General features: G+C 63.5%; 20 protein-coding genes and 2 pseudogenes. 11 read left to right on the forward strand and 11 right to left on the reverse strand.

Going from position 1 to position 24,209, the window contains the following annotated elements; all coding sequences use genetic code 11:
• Positions 1 to 25: 25 nt before the first annotated feature.
• The gene (locus HMI60_RS10670; RefSeq protein WP_039240369.1) at positions 26 to 457 is read right to left on the reverse strand and encodes a hypothetical protein; all 432 of its coding nucleotides are present in this window, start codon (positions 455 to 457) and stop codon (positions 26 to 28) included.
• 85 nt (positions 458 to 542) lie between these two features.
• Here HMI60_RS10670 and HMI60_RS10675 point away from each other — a divergent pair, with 85 nt between their 5' ends.
• Positions 543 to 1,319 carry an SDR family oxidoreductase gene (locus HMI60_RS10675; protein WP_018777368.1) on the forward strand — a complete coding sequence of 259 codons (777 nt, stop codon included), beginning with the start codon at positions 543 to 545 and terminating at the stop codon, positions 1,317 to 1,319.
• A 48-nt stretch (positions 1,320 to 1,367) separates the two neighbouring features.
• Positions 1,368 to 1,961 (forward strand): dihydrofolate reductase family protein, encoded by a 594-nt coding sequence (locus tag HMI60_RS10680; protein WP_039240371.1) that lies wholly within the window; start codon positions 1,368 to 1,370, stop codon positions 1,959 to 1,961.
• A 17-nt stretch (positions 1,962 to 1,978) separates the two neighbouring features.
• On the opposite strand, the gene HMI60_RS10685 is transcribed toward HMI60_RS10680, so the two are convergent.
• Positions 1,979 to 2,419, reverse strand: a complete 441-nt coding sequence (locus tag HMI60_RS10685) for a hypothetical protein (RefSeq protein ID WP_039240372.1) — start codon at positions 2,417 to 2,419, stop codon at positions 1,979 to 1,981.
• 87 nt (positions 2,420 to 2,506) lie between these two features.
• On the opposite strand from HMI60_RS10685, the gene HMI60_RS10690 reads away from it, so the two are divergent.
• The gene (locus HMI60_RS10690) at positions 2,507 to 2,938 is read left to right on the forward strand and encodes a LexA family transcriptional regulator (RefSeq protein ID WP_193589623.1); all 432 of its coding nucleotides are present in this window, start codon (positions 2,507 to 2,509) and stop codon (positions 2,936 to 2,938) included.
• On the opposite strand, the gene HMI60_RS10695 is transcribed toward HMI60_RS10690, so the two are convergent.
• On the reverse strand, positions 2,929 to 3,945 hold the full coding sequence (locus HMI60_RS10695; RefSeq protein WP_193589624.1) for a LacI family DNA-binding transcriptional regulator: 1,017 nt from the start codon (positions 3,943 to 3,945) through the stop codon (positions 2,929 to 2,931). The two genes, HMI60_RS10690 and HMI60_RS10695, sit on opposite strands and share 10 nt — an antisense overlap.
• A gap of 137 nt (positions 3,946 to 4,082) precedes the next feature.
• Between HMI60_RS10695 and HMI60_RS10700 the strand changes: the two genes are divergently transcribed.
• From HMI60_RS10700 to HMI60_RS10725, 6 genes and pseudogenes are all read left to right on the forward strand, one after another.
• Positions 4,083 to 5,549, forward strand: a complete 1,467-nt coding sequence (locus HMI60_RS10700; RefSeq protein ID WP_018777373.1) for a sugar porter family MFS transporter — start codon at positions 4,083 to 4,085, stop codon at positions 5,547 to 5,549.
• A gap of 150 nt (positions 5,550 to 5,699) precedes the next feature.
• Positions 5,700 to 6,419: a hypothetical protein gene (locus HMI60_RS10705; RefSeq protein ID WP_193589625.1), complete on the forward strand. Its 720-nt coding sequence runs from the start codon at positions 5,700 to 5,702 to the stop codon at positions 6,417 to 6,419.
• A 158-nt stretch (positions 6,420 to 6,577) separates the two neighbouring features.
• Positions 6,578 to 6,865, forward strand: a pseudogene (locus HMI60_RS10710) (DNA polymerase V subunit UmuC); the annotation flags it as partial.
• A 222-nt stretch (positions 6,866 to 7,087) separates the two neighbouring features.
• Complete coding sequence (locus HMI60_RS10715; protein ID WP_193589626.1) at positions 7,088 to 8,140, forward strand: tyrosine-type recombinase/integrase; 1,053 nt, start codon at positions 7,088 to 7,090, stop codon at positions 8,138 to 8,140.
• A complete protein-coding gene (locus HMI60_RS10720; RefSeq protein ID WP_193589627.1) occupies positions 8,130 to 8,471 on the forward strand; it encodes a helix-turn-helix transcriptional regulator in 342 nt (113 codons plus the stop codon). The genes HMI60_RS10715 and HMI60_RS10720 overlap by 11 nt, the downstream gene beginning before the upstream one ends.
• A gap of 664 nt (positions 8,472 to 9,135) precedes the next feature.
• Positions 9,136 to 10,407, forward strand: a complete 1,272-nt coding sequence (locus tag HMI60_RS10725) for a hypothetical protein (protein WP_193589628.1) — start codon at positions 9,136 to 9,138, stop codon at positions 10,405 to 10,407.
• Positions 10,408 to 10,552: 145 nt separating this feature from the next.
• Here HMI60_RS10725 and HMI60_RS10730 read toward each other — a convergent pair whose 3' ends face one another.
• Positions 10,553 to 11,032 carry an N-acetyltransferase gene (locus tag HMI60_RS10730; RefSeq protein ID WP_193589629.1) on the reverse strand — a complete coding sequence of 160 codons (480 nt, stop codon included), beginning with the start codon at positions 11,030 to 11,032 and terminating at the stop codon, positions 10,553 to 10,555.
• 57 nt (positions 11,033 to 11,089) lie between these two features.
• A complete protein-coding gene (locus HMI60_RS10735; RefSeq protein WP_193589630.1) occupies positions 11,090 to 11,692 on the reverse strand; it encodes a GNAT family N-acetyltransferase in 603 nt (200 codons plus the stop codon).
• A gap of 381 nt (positions 11,693 to 12,073) precedes the next feature.
• Between HMI60_RS10735 and HMI60_RS10740 the strand changes: the two are divergent.
• A pseudogene (locus HMI60_RS10740) lies at positions 12,074 to 13,087 on the forward strand (DUF4113 domain-containing protein); the annotation flags it as partial.
• A gap of 13 nt (positions 13,088 to 13,100) precedes the next feature.
• Here the strand turns inward: HMI60_RS10740 and HMI60_RS10745 are convergent.
• Genes HMI60_RS10745 through nirB form a run of 3 tightly spaced genes read right to left on the reverse strand, consistent with a single transcriptional unit; the run spans position 13,101 to position 17,930 of the window.
• A complete protein-coding gene (locus HMI60_RS10745) occupies positions 13,101 to 14,258 on the reverse strand; it encodes a uroporphyrinogen-III synthase (protein WP_055974960.1) in 1,158 nt (385 codons plus the stop codon).
• A 12-nt stretch (positions 14,259 to 14,270) separates the two neighbouring features.
• Positions 14,271 to 15,305: a uroporphyrinogen-III C-methyltransferase gene (gene cobA, locus HMI60_RS10750; RefSeq protein WP_039240383.1), complete on the reverse strand. Its 1,035-nt coding sequence runs from the start codon at positions 15,303 to 15,305 to the stop codon at positions 14,271 to 14,273.
• 12 nt (positions 15,306 to 15,317) lie between these two features.
• Positions 15,318 to 17,930 (reverse strand): nitrite reductase large subunit NirB, encoded by a 2,613-nt coding sequence (gene nirB / locus HMI60_RS10755; protein ID WP_055974963.1) that lies wholly within the window; start codon positions 17,928 to 17,930, stop codon positions 15,318 to 15,320.
• A 281-nt stretch (positions 17,931 to 18,211) separates the two neighbouring features.
• Between nirB and nirD the strand changes: the two genes are divergently transcribed.
• On the forward strand, positions 18,212 to 18,592 hold the full coding sequence (nirD, locus tag HMI60_RS10760) for a nitrite reductase small subunit NirD (RefSeq protein ID WP_018777379.1): 381 nt from the start codon (positions 18,212 to 18,214) through the stop codon (positions 18,590 to 18,592).
• A 4-nt stretch (positions 18,593 to 18,596) separates the two neighbouring features.
• Here the strand turns inward: nirD and HMI60_RS10765 are convergent, their stop codons facing one another.
• The 3 genes from HMI60_RS10765 to HMI60_RS10775 form a co-directional block, all read right to left on the reverse strand.
• Entirely contained in the window at positions 18,597 to 20,342 is a 1,746-nt protein-coding gene (locus HMI60_RS10765) for a phospho-sugar mutase (RefSeq protein ID WP_193589631.1), read from the reverse strand.
• Positions 20,343 to 20,443: 101 nt separating this feature from the next.
• Positions 20,444 to 22,066 carry a glycoside hydrolase family 32 protein gene (locus HMI60_RS10770; protein WP_193589632.1) on the reverse strand — a complete coding sequence of 541 codons (1,623 nt, stop codon included), beginning with the start codon at positions 22,064 to 22,066 and terminating at the stop codon, positions 20,444 to 20,446.
• A gap of 93 nt (positions 22,067 to 22,159) precedes the next feature.
• On the reverse strand, positions 22,160 to 23,761 hold the full coding sequence (locus tag HMI60_RS10775) for a glycoside hydrolase family 68 protein (RefSeq protein ID WP_064721873.1): 1,602 nt from the start codon (positions 23,759 to 23,761) through the stop codon (positions 22,160 to 22,162).
• Positions 23,762 to 24,209 lie beyond the last annotated feature (448 nt).

Genomic DNA, 24,209 nt, shown 5'->3' on the forward strand with positions numbered 1-24,209 from the left:
GAGTAATGCTGTTGGTGCACAGGGTTCAATGAATCCGCGAGTAAACCATGTCGAAGTCGTGCTCCAGTGGGCCTCCCGGATAGGTGCCGCGCTCCAGGCGGGCGGTGATGGTGTTGCCGTCCGGGCTGATGTGGCCAACAAAGCGCTGCGGCCAGTCCGGTCCGTCCCTGAAAAGCGTCCAGACGTTGTCCCTGAGCGTCATGTCGTAGATGCGGGCAACGCCGCGTGAGTCGAAGTAGTGCTGTTGGAATGCCCGGTCCGAGCCCGTTGCACCGATGACGCTGACTGCGTTGGGGTATTCGGGCCTTGCCACGGTGGAACGCTGGATGAGGAAGCCGCCACCTTCCAGCCATTCAAAAGTGGTCCGTCCCTGTGTTCCGGCACTGGGGATGGTGGTCTCCCACGAGCCCACGAGGATGTTCAGTTGCTCAAGCGTGGGTCCTGGTTTCCGTGCCATGGCCGCCTTCTTTCCGCGGTGCTGATTCGTGGGTGCTAAGAGGTCCAGCGTAGAACCCGCCGGGGCCGCGGCATAGGGTCAAGGGATGACGTTGGAAAAAGAAACCAAGGTTGCCGTTGTCACAGGCGTAGGCAGGCGCCGCTCCATCGGGGCAGCACTGGCCAGGGGCCTGGCAGCCGACGGCTGGTCCCTTGTCCTGAACCACTGGAAGCCCTACGACGACCGGCTTGGCCTCGAATCGTCACCTGGCGATGCCGCCGCCATAGCCGCCGGGTGCCGCGCGGAGGGTGTCGCCGTCGAACTCGTATCCGGGGACCTCAGCGACCCTGGTGTACCGGCGGCGCTCGTTGCAGCGGGACGGAAACTGGGCCCCGTGACCGGGCTGGTGGTCTCGCACTGCGAATCTGTGGACAGCAGTATCCTCACTACTTCGGTGGAAAGCTGGGACCGCCATTTTGCCGTCAATGCCAGGGCCCCATGGCTGCTCATCAAGGCGTTTGCAGAGCAGCTGCCCGCCGTACCTCCCGGCGAAGTGGCCGGCAGGATCGTGGCGTTGACCAGCGACCACACCGTCCATAACCTGCCATATGGTGCGAGCAAGGGTGCCCTGGACCGGATAGTAACGGCGGCCGCCGTCGAACTCGGGGACAAAGGGGTGCGGGCCAACGTGATCAATCCCGGGCCGATTGACACCGGCTGGATGGACGACGACGTACGCGGCTGGACGACCCGGGCGACCCCGACCGGACGCCTGGGTACACCCACGGACACCGCGAACCTGGTGCGGTTCCTGTTCTCGGACGCGGGTTCCTGGATCAACGGCCAGGTCCTGCACAGCAATGGCGGATTCAACGTCTCCTGAGACCCGCGTGCTCTGGTGGCCCCGGTGCCCCGATGGCAGGATGGGCGCATGACCCTCGTTACGTGTGACCTCACCGTGTCCCTTGACGGCTTTGTTGCCGGACCGAACCAGAGTATGGAACAACCGCTCGGCGAAGGGGGAGAGAAGCTGCACCGTTGGCAGTTCAAGGAACGGGATACCAACGCCGCCGAGGTCGCCGGGATCCTCGAAGCCGGCGCCTACATCATGGGCCGGAACATGTTCGCTGGACCGGGCGAGCACTTGTGGCCGGAGCAGTGGCGCGGCTGGTGGGGCGAAGAACCCCCGTATCACGCGCCGGTGTTCGTTCTCAGCTCGCACCCGCACGAACCCATGGTGATGGAGGGCGGCACCACTTTCCATTTCGTCAATGACGACATCGGCTCAGTGCTCTCGCGCGCCAAGGAAGCTGCGGGCGGGAAGAACGTTGCCATCGCCGGTGGAGCCTCAACCGCCAGACAATTCCTGTCCGCTGGCCTCATTGACGAGTTGCGGCTCCATATCGCGCCGATCGTCCTGGGCGCAGGTGAGCGTTTGCTGGACGGTGTAGGCGAGCTGAAGCTTGAACCCCTTGAGGTCCGTGGTACCAGCCTGGTCTCGCATCTGCGGTACAAGGTGGGCTGAACCCGTCCCTTCTTGGATCAGCCCCGGACCAGGCCGCTGATGATCATCGCAACGCCGGCGAAGGCCGCCACAAACGCCCAGTACTGCATGGGCAGGAAGAAGAGGCTGTGCCGGTTGAAGTACCCGCGCCGGGCGGACTCGGCCTCGTATTTCAGTTGCTCATCCGCGAGGGCACGTGCCTCCTCGAAGGATTGAGGAGCGGGAAGGCCGGGGTGCTGGTAGGCGCCGACCTCTACCATTCTGGACAATTCCTGGCTTCTGGCGTTGACCGCTGCCTCGTAGCCCGCTGTGGGCCTGGTGCGGTTGAACCAGTTTCCGAGATACCAGATCCCGGCTGCACCGGCCAGGAAGCCCACACCTACTGCGATCGGATTGCCGTGCGACAAGCCGCCCGCCAAACCACCGCAAATACCGAACACGACGAGGACCAAAATTCCCCAACCACGCCAAATAATCATTTCATTAGACTAATTCATCCACGACGTGAATGTCCGCAGTTCGCTGTACACTCAGTTATCGAACATATATTCGAATAAAGGTGTGTTGTGGGCGTGATAGTCGGCCGCCGCGTGATAGATGCGGGCTTGTCCTTGATGTCGGTGCTGTTGGCTCCCGTGTCAGTGGCCGCGGGGTATCCCTCGCCGGCGCAGGACTACTTCGATGGCCGCATCGACCTGAACGAGCACCTGATCAAGGACGTCACCAGCACGTTCGTCGTCCGGGTGACCGGCCAATCGATGGAGGGCGCCGGCATCAGCGACGGAGACGAGCTGATTGTCAACCGGGCGCTGGAACCCAAGGATGGGTCCGTCGTCGTGGCTGTCCTGGATGGTGAGCTGACCATCAAACGCTTGCGCATCACCCCGACGGGCGTGGTGCTGCAGGCGGACAACCCTGCATTCCCGGACATCAGGGTGGCTGCCTTGTCGGAGCTGACTATTTGGGGCGTCGCAACCACGTGCCTGCATCACGTCTGAAGAGGCGGCGGTGCTGTTGAGTTGCGGACCACCAGCTCAGGCGTGAGCCTTTCGTCGGCGATGGGGCCCTCCGGGTTTCCGAGCCGTTCCAGCGCTATCGCGCCCGCCCTTTGGCCCAACACTGCGGCATGGAGGTCCACTGTCGTGAGGTCAATGCCGTGAAGCTTGGCGATCCGCGAATTGTCATAGCCCACCAGCGACAGGTCCTGCGGGATGGACAAACCCAGGGAATAGGCGGCTTCGCGGGCGCCCAGGGCCAGCTGGTCGTTGTGCGTGAAAATCGCCGTCGGGGGCTCGGGTTGTTTGAGGAGGAGCATGGTGGCGCGTTCCCCGGCTTCCTGCGTGAAGTCCTCGGCCGCCAGCGTTTGGGGCTTCAGCCCGGCGTCGCGCATGGTTTGTTGGTAGCTCCGCCTGCGGATGGTGTGTCCGTCGTACACGGGACCCGCCAGGTGGGCGATGCGCCGGTGCCCGAGGGTGAGGAGATGTTCAGTCGCGGCCCTGGCCCCGACGACGTCATCCGAATAGACGCTGTCCACGCCCGGTACCGGCCGTGTGACGCTGACCAGCGGCACGATCTGCGCCAGTTCCTGCACGCGTTCGTCCGGATCCAAGAGCGTGGCGGCGATGATGATCCCGGCCCGGGCCTCTATGAGCGACTCCAGCGCGCCCCGGTCAACACCATCAACCGAGCGGGATACGCTCAGGATGAGCCGGTTGCCGTCCTGCGGGAGGGCCACGCGGACGCCGCTGAGAATGTCGGCATAGACCTCGTTGCGGATATCCATCAGGTAAAGCCCGACGGCGGAGCGGTGCTTGCGTGCCAGGTCGGCGGCTACGGCGTTGGGTCGGTATCCGAGACGCCGGGCGGCTTCGAAAATGGCTTCTTTGGTTTCGGCGCTGACTCCAGGAGCGCCCCGGAAGGCGAAAGACACCAATGTTCGGGAAACGCCTACTTCCCGGGCGACATCACTTTGCGTAGCTGGGCGGAGTGGGCGGTCGGGGGCCATGTCCTCCATCTTCCCACGTCACAGAAAGGGTTAATTCGGGTGTTTGTTAGTTTGACCTTACATTTAAGCCTTTCGCGCGTTAGTCTGTACTCAGAGCGGATGAGTATGACCCGCAACACACTGACAAAGGAGTCCTGATGTCTGCAACGCAAATGCAGCGGGAAGGCGCCCAAGCGGCCGCCCTTCCTCCGCTGACCAACGGCCCGCACAGAAAGCGCCTTGGCCTCGTAGCCCTGGTTGCAACCTTCGGCGGACTGCTGTTCGGCTATGACACTGGTGTCATCAACGGTGCCCTGAGGCCCATGACGGCCGATCTCGGCCTGACGCCCCTGACGGAAGGGATCGTGACCAGCTCCCTGTTGTTCGGTGCGGCAGCCGGAGCCGTGGGAGGTGGCCGCCTGTCCGATTCGTGGGGCCGCCGCAAGTCCATCCTCCTGCTCGCGGTGCTGTTCCTGGCCGGCACCATCGCCTGCGTCTTCGCGCCCAACTTTGAAGTGATGGTGCTCGGACGCGTTGTTCTTGGACTTGCCGTCGGCGGAGCGTCCACCGTGGTGCCTGTCTTCCTTGCCGAACTGGCGCCCTACGAGATCCGGGGCTCGCTGGCCGGCCGGAATGAGCTCATGATCGTTATCGGCCAGCTGGCGGCGTTTGTCGTCAATGCCATCATCGGTAACGTCTGGGGAGAGTTCGGGGGAGTATGGCGCCTCATGCTCGCCGTTGCCGCACTGCCTGCCATCGCGTTGTTCTTCGGCATGCTCCGGATGCCCGAATCGCCGCGCTGGCTGATATCCAAGGGCCGTTGGGAAGAAGCCCTCGTTGTCCTCAAGACCATCCGGTCAGTGGAACGCGCCGAGGCCGAAATGGCCGACGTCAAGCACCTCGCCGACGAAGAGCGGGCGTCGAAGGCGACGTCGTGGGGCGCGCTCAAAGACAAGTGGATCCTTCGCATCATCCTGGTCGGCATCGGCTTGGGTGTGGCCCAGCAGCTGACCGGCATCAACTCGATCATGTACTACGGTCAGTCGGTGCTGGTCGAGGCTGGATTCGACTCCAACGCAGCCCTGATCGCCAACATCGCTCCCGGCGTGATCGCGGTGGTCGGGGGCGTCATTGCCCTGACGTTGATGCAGCGCGTCAACCGCCGCACCACCCTGCTCCTGGGCTTCACCTTGACCACGGCATGCCACTTCCTGATCGGCATCGCCTCCGTCCTCCTTCCCGTAGGAAACGAGGCCCGTCCATTCGTGATCCTGTTCCTGGTGGTGGCGTTCGTCGGCTCGATGCAGACGTTCCTGAATATCGCCGTCTGGGTCATGCTGTCGGAGATCTTCCCGCTTCACGTCCGTGGTTTCGCCATCGGCCTGTCGGTATTCTGCCTGTGGATCGCCAACGCGCTGCTGGGCCTGTTCTTCCCGACCCTGGTGGCCGGCGTCGGGATCACCGGAACCTTTTTCCTGTTCGGCGGCGTGGGCATCGCGGCCCTCATCTTCATCTACACCCAGGTCCCTGAGACCCGTGGGCGCACCCTGGAAGCGCTTGAAGAGGACGTCACTACCGGGGCCATCTATCTGGTGCACAAGAAGGACGCCGCAGCCCGCCCGTAGCCGGGCTCATGGTGTGAATCTCATAGCGCGAAACATCCCGCTCTTCGGACTTTTCCGCAGTCCGGAAGGCGGGATGTTTCGTAACGTTCGCAATAAGGCCTGCGCAAACAGCCCCGGCTCCTCGTTGGCTCCGCTGGCCAAAGCCCCACGATGACGTCAAAAGCGTGGTTGGATGGCGGTGTGCAGAAACGGTTGCCGGGCGATGATGTAACGGAGACCCGGTTGGGCGCTTCACGGATGGGGGCGGAGGTTTCCGCGGAAACGGATTCGGCGCGATCTACCGCAGCGCGGCGGCGCCTCAAGTGGGGCATCGTGTTGGCCCTCGTCTCGGTGCTGCTGGGAGTAGCAGCCCAAGCTTCCGCAGCGTGGGTCAGTGATTCATGGCCTGAGGTTCTGGTCTACTTCGTCATGCCGGGGTGGGCGCTCATTCTGTGTGGTCACCTTCTGAGCGGGGCTGCCGCCTTGGCAGCGCTGGTTCTGCTGGTACCGGCGCTGGTCGCGCGGATTCCACGCGGCCGGATCCGTCGGCTGACTGCCGTTCTGGCGGTTCTGGCGGTTCTGGCCAGTGCCACGGCGGCTTTGCCGTGGTCTATTTATGCTGCCGGCATGGGGCTGGCCGCCATGGCGGCAACATACGCCCAGGTGACGGCAAGCAGCGGAGACAGTGTCGTCGTCGAACAATCAGGTTTCGACCCGCAAACCTATTCCGTTTACTCACAAAAATCGTGGGGACTCTGGCAACGAACTGTCCCGTGGCTGTCCGCCACAGAGGTCTTCGACCCCAATGACTGCACGCTGACGGGCGGAAGTAGCAACCTTGTGCTCCACTGCGGAGCCGATGGCATCGTGGTGCCGCGCATGGGTGATTAGCCGTGCCCATTCCTCCTGCAGCGGGCTCAATTGGTCAAGGGAAGTTTCGTTGTCGGTGGGTGGCGGTACAGTTGACTTATTCGAACATATATTCGAATCAGCGGCGTGTCCTCCTATTTTCCGAGGTCGCGCATGTTAGTGACCAATCGAGGAGGAGCATGTCCAGGCCGGCCGTTATGCACACGATGCAGGAGATCGCCCACGTGGACATCAATTGTTTCTATGCCTCAGCAGAACGGGCCTTCAATCCCGCGTTGGAGGGCAAACCCCTGATCGTGCTCTCCAACAATGACGGTTGCGCCGTGACGAGGTCGCCGGAGGCGAAGCAGCTTGGCATCGGGCTGGGCGACCCATGGTTCAAGCTGGCTCCACGGGCCAAGGAATGGGGGCTCATTGCGCTGTCCAGCAACTACGAACTATACGGAGACATCAGCTCGCGTGTCATGAACCCTGCACTGTTGCAGCAAATGCAACTGTCTACGGTTGCAACTGCACACTAATTGCGGTGATGCGAGGTACTGCAATCGAAGGTAGCAAGGAAATTCCGCGGCCCAAGCGGTCCAGTTTGACCTGATGATGCATCTGTCCGTACTTTGTTGTATCTAATGCAACATAATGAGAACGCCGCCCCCGCCTTAAGGCTGCTATCTTCGGCCTCGAACGTCTCGATGATGAAGCCCGAACAGACGGTGTTCGAGGCGATGATCGACGGATGGCGGAACCAGCAGCAAAGCCGGGGCCTGAGAGCAGCAACGATTCGGGCACGACTCGCGATAGCTACGCGGTTCCGTGAGTTCTCCGACAAGCCTCCGTGGCAGTGGAGAGTCAGCGACCTTGATGAGTTCACCGATACGATCGGCGGTGACAAGAGGGCCCTGTCAACCATTCGGCACTATCACGGCGCCATTCGGGTCTTCTGCGAGTACATCACGAATCCGCACTACGACTGGATGGAAATCTGCGAAGCGCAGTTCGGTGAGGTGCCATCACAGGTGTGCCTGCCGTGGAACACGGTCGCGCACCGCTTCGAGTTCGAAGGCGACGCCGCTCGGCGGCCGCTCTCCTACGAAGAAGTCCAGGTGTTGTTCGATACGGCTGATGCGCGCGTTGAGGCGCTGGTGAGGTCGCGTCGGAAAGGGGCTCTGGGGGCGCTGCGCGACGCGCAGTTGCTGAAGACGGTGTATGCCTTCGGTCTGCGTCGCACGGAAGCGGTGAAGCTCGACCTGACCGACCTCCACCACAGCTCCGCGGTGCCGGGTTGGGGGCGGTTCGGTGCAATTCATGTCCGGTGGGCGAAGGCTTCCAGGGGCAGCGCTCCGCGGCGACGAACGGTCCTACTGGTTCCTGAGTTCGACTGGTGGATACAAGGAATGCAACAGTGGGTTGAAGACGCCCGGCAGAGATTCGCGCCGGGCGAGCTTGAGGCAATCTGGGTCACTGAGCGGCGCACGCGCGTGACGGCGGGTTTCCTGGACCGGCGTTTTGCGGCGTTGCGGGATGAGGCGGGGTTGTCGAAGGCCCTCACGCTGCACAGTCTTCGGCACTCGTACGTCACTCACCTGATCGAGTTTGGTTATGCCGAGCGCTTTGTGCAGGAACAGGTCGGGCATGCGCAGGCGTCATCAACGTCGATTTACGCTTCTGTCAGTTCTGATTTCAAGAATCGGGTGCTCGCGAAGGCACTGAAGAACCTCGTAGAAGGAGACGACCGTGACGATTGAGCTGGAGACGACCTGGAATCTCCGATCGGTAATGGCTTCCCGGGGAATCTTCCAGACTTCCAAGCTCGGCCCCCTGCTCGCGGAGCGGGGCATCGACCTGTCCAGGGAGCAGGTGTACCGGCTGGTTGCCCAGACGCCGCAGCGAGTGCGGCTGGATGTTCTCTCGGCTCTGTGCGACGCACTGGAATGTTCCCTGGATGACCTCGTATCGGTGAAGCGCGGCACGGCAGAAACCCGGCCCGTCGCCGTCGGCGAACAGACACGCGGTTCGATCGGTGATCTCCGTCCGCTCCGGGCAACCATCCGGCGTCCCGGACCCGAGCAAGCTTGAAGTGGCCGACCAGAGTACCGGGCAGCACTTATCGGAGATCGTTTCGCTCATCCAGGACACGAACCTTGAACTCCCAGCCCCAGACATCACGACAGTCGTAATCGAGGTCGCTCCCGTCGAGCGAACGCAGCGTCTACTCCAGCTTGCGCTGATCAAGCAGCCAGGGGTCTTGCAAGGCGAGCACAAGAACGTCCCGATCACCGTCCAGGAACTGTGTCATGCGCTCGTTGCCGCCGGCGCCCGCGGCATCGTTCTTCCGACCTGCGAAGGGTGCGGCCGGCACCTTCGGCTGCCCCACAAGGCGCCCGGCGGAGGACGGCATTGCTCACGCTGCGCCCGAATCAACTTGTCGGCGCCCTGCGCCAGCTGTGGGCGGACCCAGCCAGTTCAGCGCAATATCGGTGGAGAGCGTTTCTGCAGGGCGTGCTGGCGGGCAGACCCCCGGTCGTTCGACACCTGCTCACGTTGCGGTAAGTCCGCGACCATCGTCGTCCGGCGACCGGAGTTGGTGTGCCTCAACTGCTACACAGCCCCGGAAAAGACATGCTCCCTCTGCCATAGAAGCGGCCGGGTCGCCACACACCTTGAAGGAAAATGCGTATGCGCCCGCTGCTACTACGGCATGCGGAACCCACACCCATGCCCCGAATGCGGCCAGCGGCGGATGCTGACAAATCTCCTGCACCAACAACTCGTCTGTGCTGAATGCGCAGGCGCCCCAGTCACCATGGCTTGCCCCGGCTGCGGCTCGGTCCAGGAATCACGCAAACATCACCTGTGCGCACAATGCCGCCGACCCCTCGTCGTCCGGCGGCTTCTCTCCGACGAAACGGGCGAGATCCGGGACGAGATGCAGGCGTTGGCCGACTACCTGATCTCCCACCACCCGCGAGCAGAGTCACTGAGCCGCTGGGTAGACAACAGCAGCGCCGCCGCCACGCTCCGCGACCTTGCCGGCGGGACACTGCCACTGGAACCCGCAGCGATCATCGAGCGGGCAGGTTCCGCGCAATCAGCCTCGTTCCTACTCCCCCTGCTCGTTCAATCCGGCACCCTGCCTGACCTGCACGTCCAACACGCCCGCTTCGAGCACTGGCTTCGCCTCTGGCTCGCCTCTCTTGAAGCACCAGAGGACCGGCTCCTCCTGCGCCAATACAATGCGTGGGGACTGAACTCCACAACCCACACCACACCACGCGGCACCGCCAAAGCTCGCTACCAGAAACAACGTGCAGCCTTGAGGTACTGCGCCAAGCTTCTCCGACACATCCACGTCCAAGGCCACGCGCTCACGACCTATCCGCAACGCGAACTCGACGCCTTCCTCACGGGCTCCCCGAGTCAACAAGACGCACTGGCGCCCTTCACGCGCTGGTTGCGCCAGAATCGCATGAGCCGCCTCAGAGTTGAACACCGCAAGAATCAACTCGCCGGGAACGGATTCGACTCCGACCACCGCTGGAAAATGGCCCGCCTGTTCCTCAAAGACACCCACATATCACCCGTTGATAGGGTCGCGGCCCTGCTCGTCCTGCTCTACGGCATGCACCTAACGAGAATCGTGGCCATAGAACGCGCCCAAGTAGACTTCCTCCAAGATCGAGTGACCCTGACCCTCGGGAAGGAACCGATCGAGCTGCCCCGTGCGCTAGGCGAAGCCCTCACGGACCTCCTCAATCTGAGCCAGCCCCGATCAGACCGCTGGCTCTTCGCCGGACGGAACCCTGGCGCGCCCCTCACGGCCGGCGCCCTCGGAAAACGGCTCAACCGTCACGGCATGCAAACCGGCAGCGCCCGAGTCACCGCACTCCTTGAACTCGCGCAACAGATGCACCCCAGAGTCCTCTCGGACCTCCTCGGAATCAGCACAACCTCAGCGACCGCGTGGTGGCGCCTCGCCGGAGGAGACTGGGCCTCCTACCCCGCACTCCGCTGAAAACTGCCCGCTAAACGACTCAGCCAGGCGCAGAACCGGGACCGCCATTCTTGGAATGATGAGGAAGCCGTCAGGGCCATAGGGACATCAGACGACGCGCTAAGGCAGGTTGGATCTGATGTTCCTTCTGTCCCTTCTGGAACCTTCAATGAGTCAAGATGTAGCGGCGTTCCGGCTGGCCTGACGAGTTACGAACCTTAACTTCGGTCGTTCGGGTCCATCCAGCACTTTCGTAGGAAGCTATCGCTCTGCTGTTGTCCGCGATAACCCAAAGTTCCATCGGAGTCTTTTCCTTTGCTGAGTGATGGCGGAGGTGGTCGAGGACCTCGCGGGCGAGGCCAGTGCCCCAGGCCGTCGGATCAACCGCCAAGTAGAGCACTTCCAGAACATCGACGCGGGGAATGACTACCGCAAACGCCCTTGCTTCTCCCTCGACGCGAGCGATCAAAAGCAACGCCCCATCGCAGGCAAGAGCTGATTCAATACCGGGCAGCTTGTCCTCGAGCATCGGGACCGAGGGGAGTCGGTCGCGGCGCGCAGTAGCACGAGCCCAGATCCCTGCAGCATCTCTCGCGGCTGCGTTTCCTCGCTCCTCGCGTACAACTGGCAGTGGCAATGAAGTCATACGACGATCGTGTCACGAACCTTCCGCGGCTTCTCCTCACCGTTCGGGCTCCTCAAGCTACGTCACCAAACGCTGATCAATAACACTGCGCACGTATGGCCATTCCTCGCGCAGAACGGAATAGATGGCTGTGTCGCGCCAGCTGCCATCTGCCCGCCGTTGTACATGTCTGAGCACGCCCTCTTGCTGCGCGCCGATCCGCTCAATGGCCGCCCTTGACCGAACATTTAGTACGTCGGCCTGTAAGCGGATCCGCTCGAAGCCATGGGTAAAGGCCGTACTTAGCAGGAGCCGCTTGGCGTCAGCATTCACCCCGCTTCCCCAAACATCCGGGGAATACGCGGTCCACCCGACGTGCGCAGACTCATTTACCAAGTCGAAATCGCCGAGCGTGGTGGTGCCAATAACCCTGTTGTCCTCTGAACGAAGGCACACGGCGTACACGTTGCTTTGTTGCCAGGGCAGCCATTGCCTCAGGAACTCCGACCACTGCTCGAAGTCCTCTCGATAAGCCCCCATACCTCCACCCCAGCCGCCAGCGAAGATCTCGGGTCTTCCAATAGCCGTAAATAGGGCCGGTAGGTCCTTCTCGGTTAGCGCACGAAGAAGTACAACGGTACCTTCAAGAGAAGCCTGAGGATCAGGACGGGAAGCAGCCATGCTTCTCATCATGTCAGGTTGGGAATGAGCACTCTAGCTTGGTCGTCGTATCCGAAAGCTGGCGCCCTTCTCCTTCCCAGAACCGGGCTGGGGTTCAATTGCATCGTTCGTAAGGCGGGAGCCCTAGAGTCGTCCCGAAAGCCGGTCCCCAACCGGGTGAAAGGTGCGACCTTCACGAGGTCGAGTGTTGGCCTCTACTCAGGTCCCGTCCCTATCCGTTAGCCGGTGCCACGAAAGGGCCCTTTAAGGCAGACTCTTCAATACCCAGGAACGCCAGAGTTCGAGGCATCCTTTCGGGGCTGGCCCCGCCACTAGCACCCTGCCACCGCACGCAGCCACTTTTGAGACGAATAGTGGACTTTCGAGTACGCGCCCCTACCAGTAGAGCTATTGCGGCGCTACTCGGCGTGGCAAGAGGTCTATTCGATCGACGAAGCGTTCCTGGGCGTCAAGGGCCGGCCGGAGGAGTTGCTGCAGCTGGGGCGAACCATCAAGGATGCTTGCCGCAGGAACGTTGGAGTTCCGGTGTGCGTCGGAATCGCCCGCACCAAAACGCTTGCCAAGCTGGCCAACAAATGGGCCAAACACAATCCGGCTTTCAACGGCGTGTGCCGTTGGGATTCGGTTCCTGAAGCCCGGCGCGAAGCGCTCATGGCCCGGCTGTCCGTCATCGAGATCTGGGGCGTGGCTACCAGGCTCACCAAGCGGCTGAACGCGATGGGCATCTTTTCAATCCTGGACCTGGTTCGGGCAGATCCCGTGGCCCTCCGGGACAAGTTCTCCATCGTCATGATGCGCACCGTCCTGGAACTGCAGGGAACGCCGTGCATCCCCATGGAAGAGGAAAGGATCGGACGGGACCAGCTGATCTTCTCGCGTTCGTTCTCGACGCCGATTACGACGGCGGCCCAGCTGCGGCAGGTGCTCAGCGTCTACGGGCAGATGGCCAGCGCCAGGCTGGCCAAGCACGACCTCCAAGCCAAGCTGCTGACGGCGTTCGCAGCAACGTCGGTGTACAACCCGAACGACAAATCGTTTCCTGCTGTGAACGTCAAGCTGCCCATGCCCACCGCCGATCCCGTGCTGCTCACCAAGGCTGCGCACGCCCTGGTCCCCAAAATCCAGGAGGGCGTCAGGTACGCCAAGGCCGGAATCATGGTCACCGACCTCCGTCCCAGCGGCAACCAGAAGCCCTTGGAGATCTTCGAGAACCGCCACGAGGAACGGGGTATCGGAAGCTTGCTGGAGGAGGTCAGCAAACGCTATGGCCGCGGCTCCATCGGATTGGGGCATGCCGGCATCAAGGGCGGCCCGGACTGGTCAATGAAGAGGGATATGCTCAGCCCCCGCTACACCACCAACTGGGATGAACTGCCCTTGGTGAAAGCGGCGTAGCAGGGCCGCAACCCTAGGCCCGCAGCCGGTATCCGCGTTTGACCACTGTTTCCACAAGCTTTCCGTCCGGGAGCGCGGACCGAAGCCGGCTGACCGTCATGTCCAAGGCGTGCACGGAACCGCGCAGATCCAACAGGTCAGAGAGCGCCTCACGCGACAAGACCGCGCCGCCGGCGCCGAGCAACGCCCGCAACAGCAGGAGGGGAGCGGGGGCCAGCTCCACCACTTCGCCGTTGATCCGCAGGCACCGTCCGCGCAGCTCGATGGTGGCACTCTTCGTCTCCAGGCGGCGGACATGGTTCAAGGACAAGTGCTCGGTCACAAGCCGAATAAGCGCACCCATGCGGTAACGGTCGGGGATCAGGGGCGTCAGCCCGGCGTCGACCAGGGGCTGGGCAGTCACCGGCCCGACCGCGGCCACCGTCACCGGGCCCTTGAGCGCTTCAATGAGCTGCCGGTAGAGGCCCATCTCATGCGCCGTGCTCCACATGGCATCCACTGCCGGGGCGCTGGTGAAGGTCAGGACGTCCAGGTTCCCATTGACCACGGCCTCGATCAGGCGCGGCAACTTGTCTTCACCATCGGGCTTCACCCAGCGGTAGGGAGTTACCGTCAGCACGGTCGCGCCGGACATGCGGAGCCGCTCGAGCTGGCGAACGTCCGTGTACCCGTGCAACTGCACAGCCACGGTCTTGCCGCGAACTCCCTCCACCAGCAGCATGTCCACCAAGGTGGCGGTGGTTTCGTCGCTGCTGATTCCGACGTCGGCAAGCCCGGCCGCGCGGACTGCACCGCGGGCCTTGGGTCCCCTGACGAACATGCGGCAGGCGGACAAGGTCTCCAGGAGCTGCTCGCCGATGCCAAAAGAATCGGCCGCCTCGCACCAGCGGCGCATGCCGTAGGCGGTGGTGGCGATGCAAATATCCGGCTTCGCTTCGATGATGGTCCGGGTGTCCTCTACGAGGATCATGTCCTCTTGGACCGGGGCGATCTTCAGGGCAGGGGCGTGCAGGACACTGGCGCCGCGCCTCTCCAGGGCCTCGATGAGGTCACGGGAACGGCGGTGCGAGGTGACGCCGATGCGGAATCCGTCCAAGGGCGCCTCGGGCGCCTCGGAAGTGTCCGGAGCGGCATTGGGGTCCAGGCTTTCGATGGCACGTGCAACAGTCATGTGTTCTTACCTTCAGGCTTCAAGAAGCGAAGCCGCGAGTCGGCTCAGTTCAGCGGATGCTTCGGCGTGGTTCCGGTTGGCCTCGGCCACCCGGACCACCTCGCCGATCACCAGCACGGCAGGGTTGCTGCAGCCGGTCGCTGCTGTTTCGATACTACCGAGGTCGGCAATTGTGGTGCGTTGGCCCGGCCGATACCCACGTTCCACCACAGCCATCGGCATTTCACGATCCATCCCTGCCCGACGCAGTCCGGCGGCCAACTGGGGGAGAGTACCGATGCCCATGAGGACGATGATCGTCCCGCCGAGTCCGGCGAGGTGGGTGTGCTCCTTTTCCGTCAGGGGCGCGTGCCCTGACACTACCGTGAACATGTGGCTCACTTCGCGGTGCGTCACCGGAATGCCCGCGGCAGCAGGCACGGAGATGGCGCTGGTGACACCGGAAATCACCCGGACGGGAACACCGGCCGCAACACAAGCGGCTACCTCTTCCCCGCCCCGACCGAAGACGTAGGGGTCACCGCCCTTGAGCCTGACCACGTTCTTGCCCAGCAGCGCCGCTTCCACCATGAGCTTCTCAATGTCGCGCTGCGTCACCTTGTGCAGGCCGGGCTGCTTCCCCACATCCACGAGGTCCGCGGAGGTCAGGCCCGCCAGCTCCTGGTAGGGGGCCAGACGGTCGAAGAAGACGACGTCGGCATCCCGCAAAGCATCGACAGCGCCCACGGTAAGCAGCTCAAGGCTTCCGGGACCTCCGCCCACCAATGTCACGTGGCCTTCGGCGCCCGGCTGCGGCTCGAACGCAACAGGGATGCCGGCCTCACGGCACCGGTCCACCAGCGCACCCCAGCCGTCGTCGCCGTCGTCCACTACCGCCACCAGGAACGGACGCTCGGGGAGTTGGCCGTCGGCCGGTGCACCGTCGGGCGTGCTCAGCCGGTAGACGTTGGCTCCGGCGCTCCGATAGCGGCGGACGGCCTGGCGGGCGGTTCTGTCGGATCCTGTGACCAGGACATCACGGTCGGTCAGGTCAATGGTGAGCTGCATGGTGACCCCTTGTTATTCGCTGCGGACCGGGATGGTGGAGGCGATGAGCACGCCGCCCTTTTCTTCGTTCGTGGCAGGGCGGATCTGGCCGCGCTCCGGAACGAAGGAGATGGACTCGTCCTTTTGGTTGGGGGCGTTGACGAAGGAACGGAAACGGCGGAGGCGCTCCGGATCCTTCAACGTCTCGGCCCACTCGTCCTCGTAGGTGTCGATGTGCTTGGCCATGGCGGCCTCGAGCTCAGCGGCAATGCCCAAGGAGTCGTGGACCACCACGTCCTCGACGTGCTTGATGTCGCCGTCGAGTTCTTCCTGCCAGCGGGCAGTGCGCTGCAGGCGGTCGGCCGTCCGGATGTAGTACATCAGGTAACGGTCGATGTACTTCAGCAGCGTTTCGTCGTCCAGGTCCTTGGCAAGCAGTTTGGCGTGCGCCGGAGTGGCACCACCGTTGCCGCCAACGTAAAGGTTCCAGCCGTCCGCGGTGGCGATCACGCCGACGTCCTTGCCCCGGGCTTCGGCGCACTCGCGGGCGCAACCGGAAACACCCATCTTGAGCTTGTGCGGGCTGCGCAGGCCCCGGTAGCGCAGTTCCAGTGCGATGGCCATGGCCACGGAATCCTGGACGCCGAAGCGGCACCACGTGGATCCAACACAGGACTTCACCGTGCGCAGGCTCTTGCCGTAAGCCTGGCCGGACTCGAAGCCGGCGTCCACCAGTTCCTTCCAGATATCCGGCAGTTGCTCAAGGCGGGCACCGAACATATCGATGCGCTGGCCGCCGGTGATCTTGGTGTACAGGTTGTACTTCTCAGCCACCGCAGCGATGACACCTAGCCCCTTGGGCGTAATCTCGCCGCCGGCGATGCGGGGAACCACGGAGTAGGTGCCGTCCTTCTGCATGTTCGCAAGGGCGCGGTCGTTGGTGTCCTGCAGGGAACCACGCCCGGCGTCCAGGACGTAGGCGGAGTGCTGGCTGGCCAGGATGGAAGCGATGGTCGGCTTGCAGATGTCGCAACCGGCACCAGTGCCGTACTTGGCCATGATGTCTTCGAAGGACGTGAGCTCCAGGACACGGATGGCATCGAAGAGTTCCTGACGGGAAAGGCTGATGTGCTCGCAGAGGGCCTTGGAGACCTCGATGCCGGACTTGGTGAGTTCGCCTTCCAGGAGCTTCTTCAGCATCGGAACGCAGGAACCGCACTGGGTTCCGGCACGGGTGCAGCCCTTGAGTTCGCTGAGTTCCTGCACCGGGGCGTTGCCTTCACAGGCGCCGCAGCCGTTGATGGTGTCACGGATGGTTCCGGCGGCCACGTTGTTGCATGAGCACAGGATCGCGTCATCGGGAAGTTCGGTCTCCGGAGCCTCGCCACCACCGGCGGCGCTCAGGTAGGCGCCCGGTTCGGCGGACAGCTCGCGGCCCAGGAGCGGGCGAAGGCTCATGTAGGGCGAAGCGTCGCCCACGAAGATGCCGCCCAGGAGGGTCTTTGCGTCGTCGGTAGTAACGATCTTCTGGTAAACGCCGCGGGCGGGGTCGGCGTAGACGATTTCAAGTGCGTGTTCGGTCCTGGCGAAGGCATCACCGAAGCTGGCAACGTCCACACCGGACAACTTCAGCTTGGTGGCAGTGTCAAAACCGGGGAATGTCGCCTCACCGCCGTGCAGCCGGTCCGCCACGATCTCGGCCATGGTGTTGGCGGGAGCCACGAGGCCCAGGCACATGCCCTCGAAGTTGGCCACTTCGCCGATGGCCCAGATGCCCTCCACTTCGGTGGCGCAGAAATCGTTGATGACCACGCCGCCGCGCTGGCCCAGGCTGAAGAGCTGCTCTTCGCCTTCGGCTGCGCGGAACAGTTCGTCGCGGGGCCTGACACCGATGGCCACAATCACGAGGTCGGCGTCGATGGTGCGTCCGTCAGCCATCAGGACTCCGGTGACCTGGCCGTCGTCGTCCGTTTTCACTTCGGAGGGGAAGACACCGCCGTGCACTTCGAACCCCTTGGCCGCGATCAAGCGGCCCAAAGCCTGGCCGGCGCCTTCGTCCAATTGAGTGTTCATCAGCCACGGCGAGCCGTTGATGACCACAGGCGTCGCCCCGAGTTGCTCCGTGCCGGCAGCCGATTCGAGTCCCAGGAGGCCGCCGCCGATGGTTACCGCGTTGACCTTCCGGCCGAGTTTCGCGGTCAATTCCTCGATGGCCTTGTTGATGGACCAAACGTCCTCAAGCGTGCGGTAAACGTGGGTGTGCTCGGACCCGGGAATGGGGAGCCGGGCGGCATCGGAACCCGTAGCGACCACCAAATGGTCATATCCGTAAACGTTGCCCGCCGCGGTCACCACGTTCCGGGCAACGGGATCAATCCTGACCGCGCGCTCGCCGGTCTTCAACTCCACCGCCTGGTGGTCCCACATGGAGGCGTCGCCCAAGGTGAGGTCGACGTCGGTTTCGGTGAGGGCCTTGCTCAATGCCACGCGGTCGTAGGGGAGGTGTGCCTCCTCGGTCAGTACCGTGAGCTGCCAGCCTTCAAGACCGCGATTGACCATGGCGTCGGTGAAACGGTGGGCAGCAGGTCCGCCGCCGATAACGACGACGCGGCGTGGAGTCACTGTGCTTGAAGTGTGTCCGGTCACTGGTGGGCCTTTCGCAGATGTTGCAGACGGATCTCCGCAACTTGTGATCCCAGCCTAGGGACGGGCAGTTTCGCTTCAGTTTCCCTTTTGTTTCGTGGTCTTAACTTCTGCATCACGAACGCGTTTCAGCTCGTGTGAGGTGTCTTTTACCCGCCGGACACAAACGAGCACCCCGGCTGAAACACCCCGGTCCTAGCGTGGAGGAGTGGCCGCAAGCGTGGCCCGGTCCGGGGAGTGATGACCGAATATGCCAGCACCCGGACACAGTGAGAGGGGCTGAAATGACCGTAATTCTGGACCGTGCCGAGACTCTTGACAGTGCCGGAGGCCCGGCCGCAGCCGCCACCTGGCACCGTGTGTGCCCGCTGGACGAACTTGAGCCCGCCTGGGGAGAAGCAGCACTGATCGAAGGCCGGCAGGTTGCCCTGTTCCGCACCGGGCCTTCGGAAGTCTTCGCCGTAGCCCAGCAGGACCCGGCGACACTCGCCAACGTCATGGCGCGCGGCATCATCGGGTCCCGCGGAAGCCGGCCCACCATCGCCTCGCCGCTTCACAAAGAGGTTTACGACCTTGAAACGGGTGAGTGCTTCACCAATCCCGAGCTCCGCCTTGACGCCTTCGCTACACGCTTGGTGGACGGCTTCGTTGAGGTCGGGCTCTAGGAAGTTACTGTCCCAGTGCTTCGCGGACATCCCTGAGGACATCGTCCAGGGAGGTCCGCGCGGCTTGGCGTGCTTCCGCGAGTTCCGCCGCGGATTCCACGGGGCGGATCACTTCGAGGTAGCACTTGAGCTTCGGTTCGGTGCCGCTGGGCCGGATAATGACACGGCTCTGGTCGCGAGTGATGTACAGCAGCCCATCCGTCGGAGGAAGGTTGTCGCTGCCTTCGGCCAGGTCAACGGAAACCTCCACCGTGGACCCTCCGAACGCTTCCGGCGGGTTGACCCGGAGCCGGTTCATCATGGCGTCGAGAAGACCCAGGTCAGCAACCCGGATGCTCAATTGATCGCTCGCGTGAAGGCCGTGCACGAGGTACAGGTCGTCCAGGGTGTCGAAGATCGTCCTGCCTTCATCTTTGGCGGCTGCCGCCAGCTCGGCGATCAGCACAGCGGCTGAAATGCCGTCCTTGTCCCTGACCAGCTCCGGTGCCACACAGTAGCCCAGGGCTTCCTCGTAACCGTAGGTGAGGCCCGGCACACGGGAAATCCACTTGAAACCCGTGAGTGTTTCTTCGTGGGCGTAGCCTGCGGCGGCTGCAATCCGCGAGAGCAGCCGTGAAGAAACGATCGAGTTGGCGAATACGCCGGCATGCGGCTCGTCGGGTGCGGCAGCGGCCAAACGCGCCACAATGTGCGCTCCCAGGAGGGCTCCGACTTCATCGCCACGCAGCATGCGCCAGGCATTGGTCGCGGGGTCCAAGGCAGCGACGGCGGCGCGGTCGGCGTCGGGATCATTGGCCAGCACGATGTCCGCGCCGGCAGCAGCCGCCGCAGCGAGTGCCAGGTCCAACGCCCCGGGTTCTTCCGGGTTCGGAAAAGCGACGGTGGGGAAGTCGGGGTCCGGCTCGGCCTGCTCGGCCACCAGGGTGACGTCGCTGAACCCTGCCGCATTCAGGACGGAGACGGCCGTCCCGCCGCCCACCCCGTGCATCGGAGTCAGGACAATCTTCAGCTCCCGCGCCGGGAAGTGTTCACGGTCGACCAGCCCGGCCATTGCGGATTCGTAGTCCGAGGTGATAGACGTCGGCAGTACTGACCAGCCGGAATCGGCCAACTCGATGGACTCCAAGGCACCGACGGCCTCGATCTTTGCCGCGATTTTGGCGTCGTACGGTGCGACGATCTGGGCACCCCGGCCGCTCTCGGACACCGCATGGCGGCCCAAGTAGACCTTGTAGCCGTTGTCCTGCGGCGGGTTGTGGCTGGCAGTGACCATCACGCCGCCGTCGCAGTCGAGGTTCCTGACCGCGTAGGCGAGCAACGGCGTCGGAAGCGCGGCCGGCATGAGGAACGTTTCGATTCCCGCAGCAGTGAATATGGCGGCCGTTTCTTCCGCGAAGATGTCCGAGTTGTGGCGGGCGTCGAAACCGACGACGGCGCGTGGCCGGGTTCCCGGGGCCGCCGCGGCGACGGTTTCGGTGAGGAAGGCCGCCAGGCCCGCTGCTGCCCGGCGGACGACCACGCGGTTCATGCGGTTCGGACCTGGACCGAGGGCTGCGCGGAGGCCTGCCGTGCCGAACTGGAGGGTGCCGTTGAAGCTGTCGCCCAGTTCCTGTGCAGCTCCCGCATCGCCCGCGCCGGCGAGGTCGGCGAGCTCCAGGAGCGCCGCCGTCGTCGTCGGGTCCGGGTCTTGGGAAGCCCAGTGGCGGGCGTCGGTGATCAGCTGTTCAAATGCGGCATCGCTGGATGTCATAGGGTCAAAACTATCCTCATTGCGCACAGCAAGGGCAACGCGGGGTCGGATATGGCCCATAAACAGGGTCGTAATGGGCCATATCCGACCCCGCGTTGCTTTTAGAGGGGACGGGATTGCACCGAGATGGTGGATTCGCCGTCCACGCTGAACACTGATGCTCCCGTAGCGTCCCAATCCGGGAAGAACGTGTCCGATATGACGGCCACGCCATCGTGGGCGAAGACTTCCACGGACGAGGCATCGAGGAGGATGGTGAGCCGGACTTTCCCGTCGCTCCCGGCAGAAGGAAGCGGGACTTGGTGGTACGGGCTGAATTTCTCTGAGAAGTTGGTGGTTCCCGCCTGCGAACGGTCGACCTTCAGGGTCCGGGTTTCCTTGGTGTAGGAGACGCGCAAGCCGGAGGTGCCGTCGGAGGATTGGCGCAGGATGACCCCGGCCTCCTTGGACGATCCAAGGTCCAGGTCCAGTTCGATCAGCTGGCTGCGTCCCGTGAAGTCCGCTCCCAGGTCCTGGACTGAGGAGCCGATGGTGAGGTTTTTCCTTCTGACCTCACCGCTGCGGCGTTCCAGGGCCTCCCTGGCTGCGGTGGCGATGGCCGAGCGCAGCTCGTAACGGTGCACGCCCCGGACCAGCGTCAGCTCCCGGGGAATCGCCATGGAACCCCGCCAGGGTGTCGTGGGAACGTGCTGGGCGTAGTCCCAGTTGCCCATCCAGCCCAGCAGCACGGGCTTTTCGCCTGGCGCGCCGGTAATGGAGTTCGCCGCGTAGTAGTCCGCGCCGTGGTCGAGCCATTGTGAGTCGCTGAGGGGTGCGTCCGGGGCTGCCGCGTTCTCTGCTGCGAAGTGTGTGCCGTCGAATTCGCCCACGAAGTACTGCATGCCCGAACCTCCAGCGATGCCGCCGGGGTTGATGCTCAGCAGCATGACCCACTTCTTGGCGGTTGAGCCTTCCACGTTCATCCTGACAAGCTCGGGCACTTCCCAGAGTCCTCCTTGCGCACCCGCCCCGGAGAAATCGCTGAGGTAGTCCCAGTGGAGCAGGTCGGTGGACTTGAAGAGCTTGACCACCTGGGCGTCTGCCACCACCGTGGTCATCACCCAGTACTGGCCCGGCTCGTACCAGAAGACCTTGGGGTCTCGGAAGTTGTTGTTGGTAGGCGCGAGGTTGAGGACTGGATTGCCCTGGTACTTCTGCCACTTGGTGCCGCCGTCAAGGCTGTAGGCGACGGACTGGGCCTGGGCGCCTTGGGGGAGCGCGCCGTTCTTGCCGTAAGCGCTGGTGTAAAGGGCAATCATGGGCGGGTTTTCCGCCGAACCGAGGCCCGAGGCGTTCTTGGTGTCCATCACCATGCAGCCGGAGAAGATCTCTTCCTCGCCGCTCGCCTCCATGGCCACAGGCTGCTGCTCCCAGTGCACCAGGTCGGTGCTGGTGGAGTGGCCCCAGGACATGTTGCCCCACGAGTTCGCATGCGGGTTGTACTGGTAGAACGCGTGGTAGGTGCCGTCGTGGTAGACCAGTCCGTTGGGGTCGTTGAGCCAGTTCTTTTCGGCTGTCAGGTGCGCCACGGGACGCCACGGGTCTGAAGGCGTAGGCGTCCGGCCCGCCGGGGTGGGGGACGGCGTCGGGCCGGCTGTGCAGGAGGCCGCAGCGAAAGAGACCACGACGGCGGCACTTGCGGCCAGCATCCGGCGGCGGGACAGGAGGGGGTTGGGGTAAGTCATGGGGAGAAATCCTGAAGGGTTGGGGGTGGCAGGGGTGCCGGCTCTTCTGGAACCGGCACCCCTGCCGTGGCCTGACGGCCGGGGTGTGCCGGCCTACTTGTAGAGGCCTTCACCGCCAACGCGGACGTTGGTGGGCAGGTAGCCGAACGGACCGAGGCCGTTCTGGCCGAAGCTGCGGTCAACCTGGGTCACGCCGCCCTTGAAGTTCATCTTCACGGTGGGTGACAGGGAGCCGCCGCGGACGCCGTCGACGTTGTCGATGAACGACTGGACGAGGCCGCCGGGCTGCACGTAGTGCGAGTAGGCCTGGAACTGCCGCCCGTTCTGGCGGGGGTCGGGACCCTCCGGTGCGTTGGCCGGCATGTTCAGGTCCGTGGGCGAGCCCAGGGCCAGCCCGCTGTTGTTCACCGGCTGGTAGTCGGAGCGGACGCCGTCGCCTACGAAGCCGTAGACACCGTCGGGGCCACGCATGCCGTCGGCATAGGTGAACTGGTGGCTGATGGTGAACAGGTAGTACTTGTTCTTGCCGTTCTCGTTCTGGATGAAGATCTGCGGACGCTCAGTCTGGTCGTTGACGCAGTTCGCTGACAGGATCGGGGGCAGGAAGGTCCACTTTGTGAGGTCCTTGTTGTCCGCTACTGCCAGGCCCACGTTGGCGGTCTGGTACCAGGCACCGGTGGTGCTGTTGACCTGGTCGACGGTCTCGGCGTGGGGATCGCCGGGCCGGTAGCCCAGGTCTTCCTGCTTGCACTTGTAGGAGCCGCGGGTGCCACCGGTGTTGCCTTCGAACACCATGTAGGTTTTGCCCGGGTGCGCAGGGTCGCTGAAGGTGTACGGATCACGGAACGCGAAGCCCGGGTTCTGGGCCTTGTTCTGGTAGAGCTTTCCGTCCGGTTCCAGCAGCTTGGTGTGCTGGAAGCCATCGAAGGTCACGCCGTTCTTGGTGGCGTGGATGTTGCCCAGGGCTTTGGCGATCACAGCGTCGGGAGCGATCCCGCCACCGCCTGCGTTCCGTTCGGCGACGTCGTAGAACGTGGTGGCCGTGTAGAACACATTGATCTTGTTGCCCTGCATAAGGCGGGTGGAACCGGACCATTCGGTGTTGCCGATGGAGGTGTTGTCCAGGAACAGGTGTCCGCCGTAGTTCCACTTGTCCTTGGCGGGATCGGCGTTGGTCTTCCGGAAGAAGTAGCCGATCCGGGCGTTCCAGTGGCGTTGGTCGAAGCCGTAGCCGGCGTGCCGGTCGGCAACCAGGGCGAAGATGACATCCCAGCCCTTGTAGCTGATCTGGTTGGCGTTCTCGTCAGTCAATGACCAGGTGTCCCAAACCCAGACGTCGTCGTTCATGGCGGGGAAGTCCTTGGGGATTTCCGGCATGGTGACGTTGGGGCTCATGGAGTTCTGGCCGGGTGTCACATTGGTGTTGCTCTGGGCCATGATCTGTTTGGCGTCGGCGCGCGTCCATTTGGACGTGAAGTCCGCGGCCGGGTCATAGGCCTGCTGGGTGTGCTGGCTCGGCAGCGGGAAGCCGGGCGTGGGCGCCGGCATGGTGCTCGACGGCGGATCGGCCGGCAGGTTTGCCTGTGCCGCCGGCGTGACCAGCAGGATGCTGCCCGCCACGCTGGCTGCTGCTGCGACGGCTACTGCCCGTCGCAGACGGCGCCGCGGCCGTTGAGGGGTTGAGTGCGTGTTCATGCTTGCTCTTCTCGCGGAGTGTTGGACTTCGTGGAGTGGGGCGCATGCCCTGTTCCCCGGTTGGGGATCTCTACTCCGGCGTCCCTCGATCCGCTGGTGGCGTCTTCGAGGGACGCCATCGTTTCGAGGTGGCGGTGAGCCCGTCACGGCGCTCGCCGCACATGGCTCCGGCACGTCGACTTACCGGAGCACACTCCACGCTAGACACGTGTTAGGCCGCAAATCAAAGGGTGTTTCGTGGGTCGTCCGGGCTACCCGCCGGTAGATGCGCAAGCGCTTACATTGCCAACGGGCGCGCGTGCCACAGGCCAGCGTCAGGAATCAAATGTTGCGCAATAAATCTTATTTAATCTGGGAATTTACTGTGCGTTTACTTTCGGCCGTGCCTGTTAGCGTGCACACTCCATTGACGGTTAAACAACAATGCGCGGGCACCCAGGCGGTGGCC

The organism is Paenarthrobacter sp. YJN-D, from assembly GCF_015040335.1.
Lineage (GTDB): Bacteria > Actinomycetota > Actinomycetes > Actinomycetales > Micrococcaceae > Arthrobacter > Arthrobacter nicotinovorans.

Excerpts from the sequence above, each read along its gene's own strand:
- HMI60_RS10705 (WP_193589625.1), top strand. The coding sequence starts at position 5,700 with ATGACGTCAAAAGCGTGGTTGGATGGCGGTGTGCAGAAACGGTTGCCG.
- HMI60_RS10670 (WP_039240369.1), bottom strand. The coding sequence starts at position 457 with ATGGCACGGAAACCAGGACCCACGCTTGAGCAACTGAACATCCTCGTG.
- HMI60_RS10775 (WP_064721873.1), bottom strand. The coding sequence starts at position 23,761 with ATGAACACGCACTCAACCCCTCAACGGCCGCGGCGCCGTCTGCGACGG.
- nirD (WP_018777379.1), top strand. The coding sequence starts at position 18,212 with ATGACCGTAATTCTGGACCGTGCCGAGACTCTTGACAGTGCCGGAGGC.
- HMI60_RS10700 (WP_018777373.1), top strand. The coding sequence starts at position 4,083 with ATGTCTGCAACGCAAATGCAGCGGGAAGGCGCCCAAGCGGCCGCCCTT.
- HMI60_RS10735 (WP_193589630.1), bottom strand. The coding sequence starts at position 11,692 with ATGGCTGCTTCCCGTCCTGATCCTCAGGCTTCTCTTGAAGGTACCGTT.
- HMI60_RS10675 (WP_018777368.1), top strand. The coding sequence starts at position 543 with ATGACGTTGGAAAAAGAAACCAAGGTTGCCGTTGTCACAGGCGTAGGC.
- HMI60_RS10725 (WP_193589628.1), top strand. The coding sequence starts at position 9,136 with ATGCTGACAAATCTCCTGCACCAACAACTCGTCTGTGCTGAATGCGCA.
- HMI60_RS10765 (WP_193589631.1), bottom strand. The coding sequence starts at position 20,342 with ATGACATCCAGCGATGCCGCATTTGAACAGCTGATCACCGACGCCCGC.
- HMI60_RS10685 (WP_039240372.1), bottom strand. The coding sequence starts at position 2,419 with ATGATTATTTGGCGTGGTTGGGGAATTTTGGTCCTCGTCGTGTTCGGT.
- HMI60_RS10730 (WP_193589629.1), bottom strand. The coding sequence starts at position 11,032 with ATGACTTCATTGCCACTGCCAGTTGTACGCGAGGAGCGAGGAAACGCA.
- HMI60_RS10715 (WP_193589626.1), top strand. The coding sequence starts at position 7,088 with ATGATGAAGCCCGAACAGACGGTGTTCGAGGCGATGATCGACGGATGG.
- HMI60_RS10680 (WP_039240371.1), top strand. The coding sequence starts at position 1,368 with ATGACCCTCGTTACGTGTGACCTCACCGTGTCCCTTGACGGCTTTGTT.
- HMI60_RS10770 (WP_193589632.1), bottom strand. The coding sequence starts at position 22,066 with ATGACTTACCCCAACCCCCTCCTGTCCCGCCGCCGGATGCTGGCCGCA.
- cobA (WP_039240383.1), bottom strand. The coding sequence starts at position 15,305 with ATGCAGCTCACCATTGACCTGACCGACCGTGATGTCCTGGTCACAGGA.
- HMI60_RS10745 (WP_055974960.1), bottom strand. The coding sequence starts at position 14,258 with ATGACTGTTGCACGTGCCATCGAAAGCCTGGACCCCAATGCCGCTCCG.
- HMI60_RS10695 (WP_193589624.1), bottom strand. The coding sequence starts at position 3,945 with ATGGCCCCCGACCGCCCACTCCGCCCAGCTACGCAAAGTGATGTCGCC.